Source organism: Actinomadura scrupuli (genome assembly GCF_050971785.1).
GTDB lineage: Bacteria > Actinomycetota > Actinomycetes > Streptosporangiales > Streptosporangiaceae > Actinomadura_E > Actinomadura_E scrupuli.
The window spans coordinates 892,161-907,173 of sequence record NZ_JBPCCU010000003.1 but is presented as its reverse complement, the minus strand read 5'-3'; the positions used below and the strand labels follow the sequence as shown (position 1 = coordinate 907,173).

Genomic DNA, 15,013 nt, shown 5'->3' with positions numbered 1-15,013 from the left:
CTCCTCGTCTCCTACTGAAGCCCGCCGCGGATGGACGTGATGCGCTGGGTGTTGAAGCCGAGCCAGTGCATCCGGCCCGCGTAGCGCGCGTGCTCGATCTTGAGGCAGCGGTCCATGATCACTTTCGCGCCGCCGTCCTCCGCGATCTGCGCGCCCTCCTCGTTGATAACGCCGAACTGGCACCAGAGGGCGCCGGCGTGGATCGCCGCGGTTTCCCGTGCGATCCCGGGCAGCGCATCCGGCGCGCGGAAGACGTTCACGATGTCCACTGGCACGGTCACGTCCAGCAGGCTCGCGTAGCACGTCTCGCCGAGGATCTGTGTCTCACGGGGATTCACGGGGATCACGCGGTAGCCGTGCCGCTTGAGGTAGTAGCCGACGAAGTAGCTGGCTCGCAGCTCGTTGTTCGACAGGCCCACGATCGCGATGGTCCTTGCGGTGTGGAGCACGCGTTGGATCGTCAACGGGTCCTGGTAGTGCCCCAGATCGGTCATGCTCCCGCTACCTTTCCCGCTGTCGCGGTGACGTGCGCGAAACCTTGCTCCAGGTCCCAGATCAGATCCTCGACGGACTCGGTGCCGACCGACAGCCGCACCGTTCCCGGTGCCACGCCGGCTGCCCGGAGTTCGTCGTCGCTCAGCTGGCGGTGTGTCGTGCTGGCGGGGTGGATGATCAGGCTCTTCGCGTTGCCGACGTTGGCCAGGTGGGACCAGAGCGTCACGCCACGGATGAGGTCCTGTCCGCCGGCTCGGCCACCGGCGCAGTCGAACGAGAACACCGCGCCGGCACCACGTGGCAGGTACTTCTCCACGAGCGCCCGGTACCTGCTCGCCGGCAGGCCGGGGTAGGTGACATTCGCCGCCAGCTCGTGCGACTCGAGGAATGCCGCGACCGCCCGTGCGTTCTCGACGTGGCGTTCCATCCGCAGCGACAGCGTCTCGAGCCCTTGCAGGAACAAGAACGCGTTGAGCGGCGCGAGCGTCGCGCCGAGATCGCGAAGGGTCTCGGCGCGCAGCTTCATCAGATAGCCGTAGGCCCCGAACGTCTCGTGGAACTGCAGCGGGTGACCGCAGCCGATTCCTTCCGGTACTGATCCGCCAGGCCCCAACTGCCAAGGGCGGTGCCAACGCACAGGAGTGGCGGTTCATGGTCTTGCGGTCGCCAGAGTCGCGGGCCGTCGTCGCGAAGGCGGCGGATCAGGCGCTGCGGGTGATCGAACCGGTCTACGGGATGACCCGTCCGGATGATCAAGATGACAGTCGTCGCGCCCGATCCGATCGGGCGACGTACGAGTTGCATGATCGTGCGGGTGAGTTCACGTCCGTGCTGTTGGATGCTCGCCGGGCACATCGTCGTGGGCTGGCCTCGGGGCAACCATGGTCCGGTCCGCCGCCGTCCCGTCGCGAAGGTCGTCTACCTGGACCATTGGGGAGAGCAGGCGGGCCTTTCCATTGGGGCCGGGGCTCCCACGTTGTGAGGCTGGTGGAAGCCGGCCGAGCTGGACTCGGCGACCTGACACCCGAGCCTCGCGCGCGGCGACTCTGACCCATCTTCACCCCGGCACCGAAGACGCCGGGGTCCCCGGCCCTCGCGGTAATGGGGGCCGGGGACCCCGGTGCGTCTGCCTGCCGCGAGCTCAACCGGGTGAGGGGGCCGAGGGCCTCCAGGGCGGCTTCGGCGCGGCGCATCGACTCGGCATGGTCGGCGTGCAGACCGCCGACCTCGGGGTCGAAGTTGAGGTCGACGAAGACCTCCGTGGAGGCCCTGTTCGCCGAGTGGGCGCAGATCGGCGTGGATCTTCCAGCCGGCCAGTTCATGGTCGGCTGGCCCGCCGCTTGCCCGTCTCGACCTGGCCTTCATCCCCTCCAGCCGCCTGCTTTGACGGCGTTCCTCGCCGCGTAGCCGCTGACGTGGCACCGCATCTGGCACGCTGAAGGCCTGAGCGGCAATCCCGTCCGTAGCCGCGGTGGCCGGCCGGTCGCGGCCGTCCCGCAGCAGGACACAAGTCCGGCAATAGGAGAAAGACGCGTGCGACCCGTCATGCTCCCGGCCAACATGCCGCGTTCGTTCTATCGCGGCGCGGGCCGCATCAACCGATTCCGGGGTACGGCTGCGCCCGCCGATCCGTACTACCCCGAAGACTGGATCGGATCGGCCACGGCACGCCATGGAGCGGAGCCCGACGGGTTGACAAGGCTTGCCGACGGGCGCCTGCTCGCCACGGCCATCGCTGATGAGCCGGAGCGCTGGCTCGGGCCCGAGCACGTGGCCAGGTACGGAGCCGATCCCGCGATCCTGGTCAAGTTGCTCGACGCCGGCGAGCGGCTTCCGCTCCATGTTCATCCTGACCGGCGCTTCGCGCGGTCGCACCTGGCGTCGCCGTACGGCAAGACCGAGGCATGGGTCATCGTGGAAGCCGTGTCCGGCGCCGTCGTCCACCTGGGGTTTCAGCGGGACGTCGACGCGGGCGAACTGGCGCGCTGGGTCACCGGGCAGCAGATCGCGGACATGCTGGCCGCGACGAACCGGATACCCGTGCGTCCGGGCGACGCGATCGTCTGCCCGGCCGGCCTTCCGCATGCCATCGGCGAGGGCATCATGCTCGTGGAGATCCAGGAGCCGACGGACTTTTCGGTGCTGCTCGAGTGGGACGGGTACGACATCGACCCTTCAGCCGGTCAGCTCGGGCTCGGCTTCGACCAGGCCCTGGCATGCGTCGACCGGCAATCCTGGGACCAACGGCGAGTCGGTGACCTGCGCCGGGCCCGCCTCCACGCGCAGGGGATCCGTCCGGGCACTGACCGGCTCTTTCCCGAGGTCGCGGACGCCTTCTTCGCCGCCGAACGCATCCGGCCCGCTCCGGTCGCCGTCCTGGACCCCGCCTTCTCGATCGTCGTGGTCGTCACCGGGGCCGGAGTGCTGGACACCCAGCACTCCGGCACGATCGATGTCCGCTCCGGCCAGACGATCCTCGTCCCGCACGCCGCCGGAGGCTGCACGCTGCGCGGCGATCTCATGGCGATCCGCTGCCGGCCGCCGTCGGGCTCCGCCTGCCGATCGCCGCACAGCACGAGAGTGTGATCACGTGGTGCGCTCGTGCTCGATGTGCAGCAGGACGAGTGCTGCGGCGGTGATCCTTCCCGTGCGCCACGGACGGCCGCGATAGCGGCGCAGGACTTGTAGGAGGTCTTCAACAAGGAGTTCGCGCGGTCACCGAGGCAGCGAAACGCGCCATGGACGGCGTTGAACGCCTGCTGGTCAACGGTCAGTCGGCCACGCTTGGGCTTCTTGAACGGCACCTTGAAGATGTCCGGTTCACCTTCGTAGCCCAGGTCAGCCAGGCTCATCTGCCCGTCACTGACCCACTCGGCGATCCGGCGCGGCAGATCTGGGTCGGCCCGGGCCGCGGTCAGGTCGTGCTCCCGTCCCGGCCGCACGTCGGAGGTCCACGGCGGCCATCCGTCAGGAGCGGACACCGCCTGGATGTTCCCGCCGTGGTGCTCGTGCTTGCCCGACCGACCGGCTGATCTCGTTGTCCGTGGCCAGAGCGCGGATGGGACCCGGTTCGGTGTGTCGCGCTACACCTCGTACGCCTCGCCGTCGGTGCTGGCGACCACGACCGTGTAGCCGTCGGGGTCCTTGAGCCAGATCTCGCGGTGGCCCGGCCCGTTGCCTTGGCCCTGCGGGGGGTTGCGGTGCGGGGGGCGGACCACCGTGGCCCCGAGGTCGGCCGCGCGCTGGAGCACGCCGTCGAAGTCGGTGACTTCCCCGAACCACACCAGGACGCCGTTTCCGACATCGCTGCCGTCGTCGGTGAACAGGCCGTGGTGGTGCTCGACGCGCCGCTGGTGGAGCTGAAGCACCAGGACGCCGTCGGCGAGCAGGCGCTCGTACTCCGGCCCGCCGTGGTCGCTGCGCAGACCGAGGAGCTGCTGGTACCAGCGGCTGGATGCCTCGACGTCGCGGACGCCGAGCAGCGTCTGGGCCTGGGCGGTGCGGGCCGGCGCGACGACGCCGATCCGGTTGCCCGCGGGGTCGTCGATCTCAGCCAGCCAACGTTCACCGCCGTCCGGCCGGGGGCGTCCGCGAACCCGGCCACCGGCGGCCTGCACCCGTTGCAGCGCGGGATACAGCTGGTCGACCCAGACCCAGACGACAGGCCCGGCATCGCGGGCCGGTGCCAGATCGGTGGTCCACTGGCCGATCATCCCGGGTGCTTCGAAGTCGCCGTGCTCGCCGTCGGTGGACCAGCCGAAGGCCGCCTGGTAGAAGGCCGCGGAGCGCGCCACGTCGGTGGCGGGCAATTGCAGGTAGGCGATGCCGCCTTCGGGCGGGTACTGACCCATGGCGCGAGTGCGTCGGCTCACGTCGTTCTCCTTCGGTGGCGGACGGATCCGGGGGTGTCGTGGATGAGCAGCCGACGGACGGAGCGGGCGAACCAGTCCTGGTAGCGCTCGACCGTCCAGCCACGGTGACGGACCAGGCGGTCGAACAGCGCGGGGTCCATCAGGATCCACACGGTGTCAATGGCGTCCTGCCTTCCCAGGCCGGCGGGCAGGGCGGCCTGGGCGGTCAGTTCGTCAACGACCCAGCCGGCAGTGACCTCCCGCTGCTCGATCATCTGCTCAGCGACCTCGGCCAGCCCGGAATCGGCTGTCGATCCCTCGAACACCGCCAGGACCAGGCCGGCGGAACGCGCCTGGGCCGAGCCGATCACACCGGCGACGACATCAAGGAACTCCTCCCCGCTGCCGGCGTTCAGCGCCGCCACCGTCCAGTCGCGTTCCAGCACCGGGACCGGCTCATCGTCACCGGCGATCGCGACATCGATGGCGTCCTTGAGCAGGCGCGCCTTGGTGCCGAACAGCAGCTCGACGGTCGGCACCGAGACACCGGCCGCCGCCGCTACGGCGCGCATCGTGGTGCCGGCATATCCCTGCGCCACGAACACTGAGGTCGCGGCCTCGATCACCCGTCGCCTGGTGCGGCGTGCCTGCTCCTCCCGGCGGCTCGAACGATACGAACGCGCCGGTGCCTGCTCGCCAGGTGCTGGTCCCACAGACGACAGAATTGACTATGGCTGCCCCATAGTCAATCGTTGATGCCGAGCGGCATCGACATCCCGGTCCCGGACGGGCGGTATCCGCGTGAAGGCTCTCTGGACGATCAACCGCGCCCGTACGTCGATCCGGTCGGGATCGAACAGCTTGTTGCACGTGGCGCAGACCCCTCATGCGCATGACCGATCGCGGACATGGGTGTACTCCTGAAAGGCGGCCCATGGGGGTGGGATCGGCCCACACGGCCGGGTCCGCGACCTCATCCGCCACGCAGGGGACGGAGTGCACGTCGCTGAGCGGCCATGACGGCACGGTCGCATTCTGGTCGCATCGGCGCCGAATTGACGAGCGCGATCACCGGCCGCTCGATGTCCAGATCAGGGTCTTCGCAGGTGGCGGAGGCGTACGGGGATCGAACCCGCCGGCCCGAGATCCTCGGGCCCATCGGTGTTGAAGACCGCGGAGACCACCAGGTGCTCACCCGCCTCCGCCCATGACCCTAGACCCTGGTCACCGGCGCCACGCTCATGATCGCTCAGGTGTAGAGGGCCTCGATCGCGTCGGTGTACTTGCCGTGCACCACCCGCCGCTTGAGCTTCAGGGTCGGGGTGAGCTCCTCGCTCTCCGCGGTCCACTCGGCCGGCAGCAGCCGCCACCTCTTGACCTGCTGGACCCGCGCCAGCCGGGTGTTGGCGTCCTCGATGGCCTTGCCGACCTCCTCGAGCACGAGCGGATGCTCGGCGAGGGCCGCCAGGTCGGTGGTGTCGAGGCCGTGCGCCGCCGCCCAGCCGGGCGCGACCTCGCCGTCCAGGGTGATCAGCGCGACGACGTACGGGCGCCCGTCTCCGTAGGCGAGGGCCTGGCCGATGAGCGGGTGCTCCTTGAGGTGGTTCTCGATGAGCGAGGGGGCGATGTTCTCGCCGCCCGCGGTGATGATGAGCTCCTTCTTGCGGTCGACGACCCTGAGGAAGCCGTCGTCGTCGAGCGCGCCGACGTCACCGGTGTGCACCCAGCCGCCGGAGTCGAGCAGCTCGGCGGTCGCCTCCGGCCGGTTCAGGTAACTGGAGGTGCAGGTGGGCGAGCGGACCAGGATCTCGCCGTCCTCGGCGAGCCGCAGCTCCACGCCGGGGAACGGGCGGCCCACGGTGCCGAGCCTGAACTGGTCGTTGGTGTTGGCGGTGACCGCGCCCGTGGTCTCGGTCATGCCGTACACGTCGAGGATCCGCAGGCCCAGCCCGGCGAAGAACCTGGCCACCTCCACGGGCAGCGGAGCCGCCGCGCTGAGGGCGTGCATCACCCGGTCGAGCCCGAGCAGCCCGCGCATCACCGACAGCACGGCCGCGTCGGCCTGCTCGAAGGCGGCGGTCAGCTCCGGCGAGGTCGTCCCGCCGAACTCGAGGCTCGCCACGTACGCGCGCCCGGTCTCCATGGCGCCGGCCACCGCCGCCCGCTTGGCCTCGTCGGTCTCCATGCCGAGCACCGCCTGGATGCCCGCCATGATCTTCTCCCAGACCCGCGGCACCCCGAAGAACGCGTTCGGCCGCACCTCCCGCAGCACAGTGGTGAGCTGCGCGGGATCGGGGCAGAAGTGGATGTGCGCGGCCCGGCCGACCGGTAGATAGATGCTCAGCACCCGGTCGGCGATGTGCGCGAAGGGCAGGTAGGAGACGCCGACGTTGTGCTCGGGCAGTCCCGCGGTCTCGTCCGACACCGCGGCCTCGTACAGCGCCATGGAGTGAGTGATGATCACGCCCTTCGGGTCGCCGGTCGTGCCCGAGGTGTAGAGCACCGTGAGGGTGTCGCCGGACGTGACCGCCTGCCAGCGGCGGTCGATGCCGGCGGCGTCGGCGGCCAGCCGCTCACGGCCGAGCGCCAGGAAGGCGTCCCAGGTCAGGTACGGCTCGTCCGCGGGGCAGGCCTCCGCGTCCAGCACGACGATCTTCCGGAGCGACGGGAGCCGGTCCAGGACGGGCTGCCAGCGGCCGAGCTGGTCCGCGCCGTCCAGCACGGCGACGACGGCACCGCAGTTGGCGGCCACGAAGGCCACCTGGTCCGGTGCCAGCGTCGCGTACACCGTGGTGGGGATCGCGCCGGCGTGCACCGCGCCCAGGTCGGCGAGGACGTGCTCGCTGCGGTTGGGCATCATCAGCGCCACGACCTCGCCCGGCTCGACGCCGAGGGCGACGAAGCCGGCGGCCGCCTCGAGGGTCCGCTGCCGGGTCTGGCTCCAGGTGAGGGTCTGCCAGGTGTCGCCGGTCCGGTCCGAGTAGGCGGGGAGGTCCCCGTACCGGGCGGCCGTGTCCGCCAGCCGGGTGCACAAGGTCTGACCCGCGATCCCCGCCATGAACCGCGCCCGCTCGTCCAGGATCTCCGCCGTCTGGCCCAGCGCTGCCGTCATCTCGCGCACCTCTCCGTAAACGATCTTTGTCAGTGTTCACTTGCAGAGGTGCATCGCACCATGTAGAACCAGGTTCGGACAACCCACTTCGGGGGGATTGTGACCTGAAACCGGTCGGAGCGGCCCCCCGAGGCCCCCGCAGCTCTTGATCATCGACGTCGGGAAGGGTTGGATCTCGGCTGTGAAGCCTGTCACCGCACGCGTGCGCCTGACCCAGTACGCCCATGGCGGCGGGTGCGCCTGCAAGATCCCGCCCGGGGAGCTGGAGGCGATCGTCTCCGGCCTCCTCGGCCCCCGGACCGGGCGCCCGCTCCTCGGCCTGGAGGAGGCGGACGACGCCGCCGTCATGAAGATCGACAAAGACCGGGCGATCGTCTCGACCGCGGACTTCTTCACCCCCGTGGTCGACGACGCCTACGACTGGGGGCGGATCGCCGCCACCAACGCGCTGTCCGACGTGTACGCCGTCGGCGGCGAGCCGCTCATGGCCCTCAACCTGCTCGGCTGGCCGCGCGACACCCTGCCCATGGAGCTGGCCCGGGAGGTGCTGCGCGGCGGGCTCGACGTGGCCCGCCTGGCGGGGTGCCAGGTCGCGGGCGGGCACAGCATCGACGACCCCGAGCCCAAGTACGGCATGGCGGTCACCGGCATCGCCGACCCCGCGCGCCTGCTCCGCCTGGACGCGGGCCGGGCGGGCCTGCCCCTGTCGCTGACCAAGCCACTGGGGATCGGCGTGCTCAACACCCGGCACAAGGCCACCGGCGAGGAGTTCCCGCAGGCCGTCGAGGCGATGACGACGCTCAACGCCGAGGCCGCCCGGCTGGCGCTGGAGCGCGGCGTCGACTCCGCCACCGACGTGACCGGGTTCGGGCTGCTCGGCCACCTCTACAAACTGGCCCGCGCCAGCGGGGTCACGGCGGTGGTCGACTCCGCCGCGGTGCCGTACCTCGACGGCGCCCGGACGGCCGTACGGGACGGGTTCGTCTCCGGCGGGACCCAGCGCAACCTGGCGTGGGTCAGCCCGCACGCCGAGTTCCGCGGGGTCGCCGAGGAGGAGCGGCTGCTGCTGGCCGACGCGCAGACCTCGGGCGGGCTGCTGGTGGTGGGGGAGATCCCCGGCGCCCCGGTCATCGGCGAGCTGGTCGGCAGGGACGGGCCGGTCCTGCGCGTCCGCTGACGGCGCCGCGCGGCGGCCCACGGCCCGCCGGCGCCGGCGGTTGCCTCAGACGATCGGCGCGGCGGCGAAGACGGCGTCGAACCGCTTGCACCAGATCACGACGCTCTTGTAGCCGCTCAGATCCGTGCCGCCCGGGATGGCGTAGTTGGAGCTGCCCTCGTTGCCCTTGAGGGTGCCCAGCGTGAGGTAGCCGGGCGCCAGGCTGCCCTGGGCGTCGTGCGGCCGCGCCGACAGCACGACCTTCACGTCCGGCCCATTGGAGGTGTGCAGGCCCTCCAGGCGCAGCACCTGGGATCCGTTCGCGAGCCGGAAGACCCGCACGGTCCCCGTGGTCTCGCCGTGCGAGTACGACCGCCAGGTGCGGCCTTCGAACAGCGTCCGGGCGGCCGGCGCCGCGGTGGCCGTGCCGGCGGCGGCCGGAGCGGTCGCCACCCCGGGCGGGGCGGCCTCGTCGGACTTCTGGTCGACCCACAGCTTCCAGGGCTGGAAGGCCGCCAGCCCGGCGACGGCCAGCAACCCGACCACCACCACCGCCGCCGCCAGTACTCCCGTGCGTCGCATCGTCGTTCTCCCCGTGCCCGCCCGGCCTGCCGCGGCCGGATGACGCTTGCCACCACCCAACAGCACGGCGCCGCGGAGCAGGCGGCTCCCCGGGTTACAAGGTTCTTACGGCCGTCCGGTGCGGCGGCGGTAAACCACGGGTCAAGGTGCTCACCGGGTTCGTGTGACCCCTGCGCACCGTGGGTAGGCGCTCTGTAACGGCCCTGCCACACCGCGGGTCCTAATCACGGAGGGATCCGCATGACCATCGGGGGCATCTTCACCGCCATCATCTTCGGCGCCATCATCGGCGCGATCGGCCGGCTGCTGGTTCCCGGCAAGCAGAACATGCCGATCTGGCTGACCATCGTGGTCGGCATCGTGGCGGCGTTCATCGGCTCCTGGCTGGCCCGGGGGGTGTTCCACTGGACCACCAAGGGATTCAACTTCGGCGAGACGCTGCTGCAGATCGCCCTCGCGGTGATCGGCGTGCTGATCGTCACCATGCTGTGGCCCCGGAAACACGAGGTCTAACCACCGGCCGGCGCCTCCGGCGGCCGCAGGATCGCACGTAGCTCCTCCAGCACCGCCGGGTCCTCGATCGTCGCCGGCACCGGCACGTCCAGGCCGTCCGCGATGCCGCGCATGGCGCCCCGCAGGATCTTCCCGGACCGGGTCTTGGGCAGCGCCGGCACGATGGCCACCTCCCTGAACGACGCGACCGGCCCGATCTGGTCGCGGATCGCCCGTACGAGCTCGTCCCGCACCCGGCGGGGGTCGGCCGCCTGATCCGCGGGGCCGCTCTTGAGCACGACCAGGCCGCGCGGCACCTGTCCCTTGAGCTCGTCGTGCACCCCGATGACGGCGCACTCGGCCACCGCCGGGTGCGCCGCGAGGACCTCCTCCATCGTGCCGGTCGACAGCCGGTGCCCGGCCACGTTGATGACGTCGTCGGTGCGGCCCATCACCCACACGTAGCCGTCCTCGTCGACGTGACCGCCGTCCCCGGTCAGGTAGTGGCCGGGATGACGGGTGAGGTAGGACTCGACGAAGCGCTCGTCGTCCTGCCAGAGCGTGGGCAGGGTGCCCGGGGGCAGCGGGAGCCGGAGCACGATGTCGCCGTCCTCGCCCGGATCGGCCTCGGAGCCGCCGGGGCGCAGCACGCGCAGCTCGTAGCCGGGCACGGCGACCGTCGGGGATCCGGCCCGCACCGGCATCGGCTCCAGCCCGCGCGGGTTCGCCACGATCGGCCAGCCGGTCTCGGTCTGCCACCAGTGGTCGATCACCGGACGTCCCAGCGTGCGCTCCGCCCACCGGCAGGTGTCGGGATCGAGTCGTTCCCCGGCCAGGAACAGCGCGTCCAGCGCGGACAGGTCGTAACGGGCCGGCAGCCGGCCCTGCGGATCCTCCTTCCGGATGGCCCTGATCGCGGTGGGCGCCGCGAAGATGGTCTTGACCCGGTGCTCGGCCGCCACCCGCCAGAACGCCCCGGCGTCCGGGGTGCCGACCGGTTTGCCCTCGTAGAGCACGGTCGTGCAGCCGGTGAGCAACGGCCCGTACACGATGTAGGAGTGCCCGACCACCCAGCCGACGTCAGACGCCGCCCAGAAGACGTCGCCCGGCCCGGCGCCGTAGACGTTGCGCATCGACCACCGCAGCGCGACCGCGTGACCGCCGTTGTCGCGGACGACGCCCTTGGGGCGTCCGGTGGTGCCCGAGGTGTAGAGGATGTACAGCGGATCGGTCGCCGCGACCGGCACGCAGTCGGCCGGCCGGGCGCCCTCCAGCGCCTCGTCCCACTCCAGGTCCCGGGGGCGCACCAGGTCGGCGCGGGCCTGCGGGCGCTGCAGGATCACGCACCGCTCGACCTTGTGGGCGGCCAGCTCCAGCGCCCGGTCCAGCAGCGGCTTGTAGGCCACCACCCGGGTCCCCTCGATGCCGCAGGAGGCCGAGACGATGACCTTCGGGCGGGCGTCGTCGACCCGTACCGCCAGTTCCCTCGCCGCGAACCCGCCGAACACCACCGAGTGCACCGCGCCGATCCGCGCGCAGGCCAGCATGGAGATCACGGCCTCGGGCACCATCGGCAGATAGATCACCACCCGGTCGCCGCGCTCGACTCCCAGGGCGCGCAGCGCGCCGGCGAACAGCGCCGTCCGGTCGCGGAGCTCGCGATAGGTGTAGGTCCGGGTGGTCCCGGTCACCGGGCTGTCGTAGATCAGCGCCGGCTGCTCGCCGCGTCCCTCCGCGACATGCCGGTCGAGCGCGTTGTCACAGGTGTTGAGCTCGCCGCCGGTGAACCAGCGGTAGAACGGCGGGGCACCGTCGTCGAGCACCCGGTCGGGCGGCGTCAGCCAGCGGATGTCCCGGGCGGCGAGCCCCCAGAACCGGGTCGGGTCGGTGATGCTCCGCTCGTACGCGGACGCGTAAGCACCCATGCGTGGGCTCCTCCGGACGTGCCGCCACCCCCTGAGCCGGGGTGCACCTCCCTTTGGGGCGCACCCCTATAGGGCGTGTTCCGGACCCCGTTCGTCAAGAGGGGTTCTCGGTCGCCCGCGAGCAAGCCCCGCGAGTGCCCCTGACGCGCCGCAGTCCCCGGCGGCCGTGGCGGGCGGATGCCGGGGACTTGGAGCGTCGTGGCGCGGCGGGTCAGGCCGTCTCCAGCGCCTCCACCGGGTGGGTGCCGGGCGCGGGCCGGTGCCGGAGACCGTGCACGGCCGCGACGACCGCCGCCAGGGCGGCCCCGCAGGCGACGACGACGAAGCACAGCACGTACGAGTGCAGCGTCGGGGTCGTGGTGCCCGCGATGGTGCCACCGGTGAGCAGCGCGGCGGTCGCCGCGCCCGCGACACTGCCGCCGGCGGTGCGCACCAGCGAGTTGATGCCGCTGGCGATGCCGCTCTGGTCCATCGGGACGTGCTGGACGGCGAGGGTCCCGAGCGCGGCGTAGGCGATGCCGAACCCGACGCCCTGGATGGCGCCGAAGATCAGGAAGTCGGATCCGTGGCCGTTGGACACGACCAGCCAGAGGTAGCTGAGCGCGGCGAACACCGATCCGATGGCCATCGTGAAGGCCGCGCCGATCCGGCCGGCGATGCGCCCCGCGAACGACGAGGCGACCAGCATGGTGACGGTGCTGGGGAGCGAGTAGAGGCCGACGGCCAGCACCGAGCCGCCGAGCCCGTAGCCGACCGAGGTGGGCGTCTGCACGAAGCCGGAGATCAGCGTGAAGGCGGCGAACATCGAGAAGCCCAGGAGCATCGAGGCGAGGTTGGCCGAGAGCGACTGGGCGCCGACGAGCAGGCCGAGCCGCACCAGCGGCTCGCGGACCTTCGTCTCCACCCACACCCAGACGCCGCACAGCACCAGCGCGGCGGCGAACAGGCCGATCACGCCACCGGAGGTCCAGCCCCAGGAGTTGCCCTGGCTGATGGCCAGCAGCAGGCAGACCAGCCAGCCGCCGAGGAAGAGCGCTCCTGCGAGGTCGGGCCTGCCCCCGGCCCGGGTGCCCGAGTCGGGCGCGATCACCGCGATCAGCACCAGTGCCACGGCCGAGAGCACGGCGGTGATCCAGAACACCGGGTGATGGCTGGTCGTGCGGTCGGCGATCAGACCGGTCACGATCATGCCCAGCGTGCCGCCGACGCCCATCGTCGCGCTGACGATCCCGATGGCGGTGGTCACCCGCTCCCTGGGGAAGACGTCCCGGATCATGCCGATGGCCAGCGGGATCAGCGCCGACGAGGTGCCCTGCAGCGCCCGGCCGGCGACCAGCAGGGGGAGCGAGCCCGACACCGCGCAGATCAGCGAGCCGACGAGCAGCAGGCCCACCGCGACCAGGATCAGGCGCTTCTTGCCGTACATGTCGCCGAACCGCGACAGCAGGGGCGTGGCCACCGCACCGGCCAGCAACGAGGCGGTGAAGACCCAGGTCACCTCGGTGACCGAGACGTGGAAGGCCGTCATCAGCCGGGGCAGGAGCGGGATCACCAGCGTCTGCTGCACCGACACGACCATCCCGGCCACCGCGAGCGCCAGCAGGGTCAGCCCGGTGTGCGCCGGGACGGCCGCCCGTTCCGCCGTGCCCGGTGCCGTGCCGACGGCGCTGCCTGTCATGGGGTCCTCCTCGCGATGCCGTGCCGCAGTGCTGCCGGGCACGATAGTACTTACTTAACTTAAGTAACTACCTTGTAAGATAATTCACATGCCGCTCGACGAGCACGCCGAGGAGTCCCGCGACGCCGTGCCCGAGGACGTCGTCGAGCTCGAACGGGCGCTCACCCGGATCTCCCACCTGCTCACCCGGGCCCGGCGGCACGACCGCACGGTCGCCGAGGCGGGGGTCAACGTCGATCGCGCCGGGGTGCCCTTGCTGCGGCTGCTCGCCGACGAGGGGGAGCCGATGCGGCCCGGCGAGCTCGCCGCCCGGCTCGCGGTCGAGGCGCCCCATGTGACCCGTCAGGTGCAGCGGCTGGAGCGGGCCGGCTTCGTCGAGCGGGTCGCCGACCCCGACGACCGGCGCTGCCAGCGGGTACGGCTCAGCCCGGCCGGCCGCGAGGCCACCGACGCCATCCGCGCCGTGGGCCGCCGCTGGATGAGCGAGGCGCTGTCCGGCTGGGAGCCGGAGGACCGGCGGACTCTCGCGCTGCTGTTCCACCGGATGGTCGACGACTTCCTCGCGCAGGCCGAGCGGCGCAACCGGTCCTTCGAGCCGCCCGACCGCCGCTGAGCAGGCCGCGCCGGTACCGGGGCGCGGCCGGGCGGGCCGGACCGGGCGGCGTGGCCCGGTCGCGGGTCAACCGATCGGTGGATGGCCGCATCGGCCGAGGTCGCCACCGGCTCTGGCCGGCCGGGCGATTCGCCGCCCGGGCCGCAGCGGCGATGCTCGGTGGGTGTCCACGCGGACACGGACCGAGGAGGCGGGACATGGCGATCATCGAGGTGGAGAACCTCACCAAGCGGTACGGCGGGCGCCCGGTACTCGACGGGGTGTCCTTCACCGTGGAGGAGGGGGAGATCTTCGGAATCCTGGGTCCCAACGGGGCGGGGAAGACCACCGCGGTCGAGTGCGTGGAGGGGTTGCGGCGGCCCGACTCGGGCACCGTACGGGTGCTGGGGCTCGACCCGCGGGCCGACGGGCCCCGCCTGCGCCGGCGGATCGGGGTGCAGCTCCAGCAGACGGGGCTGCCCGAGCAGATCAAGGTGCGCGAGGCCCTGGAGCTGTACGCGTCGTTCTACGACGCTCCCAGGGAGGAGGGGGAGCTGCTCCGCCAGTGGGGACTGGCGGGTAAGGCCGGGGAACGGTTCGGGCGCCTGTCCGGCGGCCAGCGGCAGCGGCTGTTCATCGCCCTCGCCCTGGTGGGCGGTCCCCGGGTGGTCTTCCTGGACGAGCTCACCGGCGGCCTGGACCCGCAGGCCCGCCGGGCCACCTGGAGCCTGATCAAGGACATCCGGGCGGGCGGCGTCACCGTGGTGCTGGTCAGCCACTTCATGGACGAGGTCGAGGAGCTGTGCGACCGGGTGGCGATCTTCGACGAGGGGCGCATCGTGGCCGTGGACACCCCCGGAGGCCTGATCGACGGCGCCGCCGCTGAGCACCGGTTGCGGTTCCGCCTGGTGAGCTCGCTCGACGTCGGCCTGCTGGCGGAGTTGCCCGGGGTCATCGAGGTGGCCCGGGCCGGAGACCAGATCGTCGTCACCGGGACCGGCGACTTCGCCCCCGCCGTGACCGCCGCCCTCGCCCGCGACCACGTGCTCGTCGCCGATCTGCGTCTGGAGCGGCGCACCCTCGACGACGCCTACCTCGCCCTGACCGGCCGCACCTTCGAGCTGTGAGGA

The 15,013-nt window shown here is 71.6% G+C and carries 12 protein-coding genes, 1 tRNA gene and 2 pseudogenes; 5 read left to right on the top strand and 10 right to left on the bottom strand.

Annotated features, from left to right (window positions below; genetic code table 11):
- Nucleotides 1-11: 11 nt before the first annotated feature.
- Nucleotides 12-494, bottom strand: coding sequence for a CoA-binding protein (locus ACRYCC_RS18520; RefSeq protein ID WP_433813632.1), 483 nt, complete (start codon nucleotides 492-494; stop codon nucleotides 12-14).
- Nucleotides 491-1,021 (bottom strand): PLP-dependent transferase, encoded by a 531-nt coding sequence (locus tag ACRYCC_RS18515; RefSeq protein ID WP_433813630.1) that lies wholly within the window; start codon nucleotides 1,019-1,021, stop codon nucleotides 491-493. Before ACRYCC_RS18515 ends, ACRYCC_RS18520 begins: the two co-directional genes overlap by 4 nt.
- Nucleotides 1,022-2,028: 1,007 nt before the next feature.
- Here ACRYCC_RS18515 and ACRYCC_RS18510 point away from each other — a divergent pair.
- Nucleotides 2,029-3,081: a class I mannose-6-phosphate isomerase gene (locus tag ACRYCC_RS18510; RefSeq protein ID WP_433813935.1), complete on the top strand. Its 1,053-nt coding sequence runs from the start codon at nucleotides 2,029-2,031 to the stop codon at nucleotides 3,079-3,081.
- 149 nt (nucleotides 3,082-3,230) lie between these two features.
- On the opposite strand, the pseudogene ACRYCC_RS18505 reads toward ACRYCC_RS18510, so the two are convergent.
- From ACRYCC_RS18505 to ACRYCC_RS18485, 5 genes and pseudogenes are all read right to left on the bottom strand, one after another.
- Nucleotides 3,231-3,476: pseudogene (locus ACRYCC_RS18505) on the bottom strand (transposase family protein); the annotation flags it as partial.
- A 102-nt stretch (nucleotides 3,477-3,578) separates the two neighbouring features.
- Nucleotides 3,579-4,367, bottom strand: a complete 789-nt coding sequence (locus ACRYCC_RS18500) for a VOC family protein (RefSeq protein WP_433813628.1) — start codon at nucleotides 4,365-4,367, stop codon at nucleotides 3,579-3,581.
- Nucleotides 4,364-5,059: a TetR/AcrR family transcriptional regulator gene (locus ACRYCC_RS18495; protein WP_433813626.1), complete on the bottom strand. Its 696-nt coding sequence runs from the start codon at nucleotides 5,057-5,059 to the stop codon at nucleotides 4,364-4,366. Before ACRYCC_RS18495 ends, ACRYCC_RS18500 begins: the two co-directional genes overlap by 4 nt.
- A gap of 394 nt (nucleotides 5,060-5,453) precedes the next feature.
- Nucleotides 5,454-5,549, bottom strand: a tRNA-Sec gene (locus ACRYCC_RS18490).
- A gap of 46 nt (nucleotides 5,550-5,595) precedes the next feature.
- Nucleotides 5,596-7,458: an AMP-dependent synthetase/ligase gene (locus tag ACRYCC_RS18485; protein ID WP_433813624.1), complete on the bottom strand. Its 1,863-nt coding sequence runs from the start codon at nucleotides 7,456-7,458 to the stop codon at nucleotides 5,596-5,598.
- 202 nt (nucleotides 7,459-7,660) lie between these two features.
- Between ACRYCC_RS18485 and selD the strand changes: the two are divergent.
- Nucleotides 7,661-8,685 (top strand): annotated as a pseudogene (gene selD / locus ACRYCC_RS18480) (selenide, water dikinase SelD); the annotation flags it as partial.
- Here selD and ACRYCC_RS18475 read toward each other — a convergent pair.
- Nucleotides 8,681-9,196 (bottom strand): DM13 domain-containing protein, encoded by a 516-nt coding sequence (locus ACRYCC_RS18475; protein ID WP_433813623.1) that lies wholly within the window; start codon nucleotides 9,194-9,196, stop codon nucleotides 8,681-8,683. The pseudogene selD and the gene ACRYCC_RS18475 overlap by 5 nt on opposite strands.
- Before the next feature lie 240 nt (nucleotides 9,197-9,436).
- Here ACRYCC_RS18475 and ACRYCC_RS18470 point away from each other — a divergent pair, with 240 nt between their 5' ends.
- Complete coding sequence (locus ACRYCC_RS18470) at nucleotides 9,437-9,709, top strand: GlsB/YeaQ/YmgE family stress response membrane protein (RefSeq protein WP_433813622.1); 273 nt, start codon at nucleotides 9,437-9,439, stop codon at nucleotides 9,707-9,709.
- Here the strand turns inward: ACRYCC_RS18470 and ACRYCC_RS18465 are convergent.
- A complete protein-coding gene (locus tag ACRYCC_RS18465; RefSeq protein ID WP_433813620.1) occupies nucleotides 9,706-11,613 on the bottom strand; it encodes a propionyl-CoA synthetase in 1,908 nt (635 codons plus the stop codon). The genes ACRYCC_RS18470 and ACRYCC_RS18465 overlap by 4 nt on opposite strands.
- A gap of 211 nt (nucleotides 11,614-11,824) precedes the next feature.
- Nucleotides 11,825-13,291, bottom strand: coding sequence for an MFS transporter (locus tag ACRYCC_RS18460; RefSeq protein ID WP_433813618.1), 1,467 nt, complete (start codon nucleotides 13,289-13,291; stop codon nucleotides 11,825-11,827).
- An 88-nt stretch (nucleotides 13,292-13,379) separates the two neighbouring features.
- On the opposite strand from ACRYCC_RS18460, the gene ACRYCC_RS18455 reads away from it, so the two are divergent.
- Together ACRYCC_RS18455 and ACRYCC_RS18450 are read left to right on the top strand one after the other, a co-directional pair.
- Nucleotides 13,380-13,904 (top strand): MarR family winged helix-turn-helix transcriptional regulator, encoded by a 525-nt coding sequence (locus tag ACRYCC_RS18455; RefSeq protein WP_433813616.1) that lies wholly within the window; start codon nucleotides 13,380-13,382, stop codon nucleotides 13,902-13,904.
- Between the two features lie 197 nt (nucleotides 13,905-14,101).
- Nucleotides 14,102-15,010: an ABC transporter ATP-binding protein gene (locus ACRYCC_RS18450; RefSeq protein ID WP_433813614.1), complete on the top strand. Its 909-nt coding sequence runs from the start codon at nucleotides 14,102-14,104 to the stop codon at nucleotides 15,008-15,010.
- Nucleotides 15,011-15,013 lie beyond the last annotated feature (3 nt).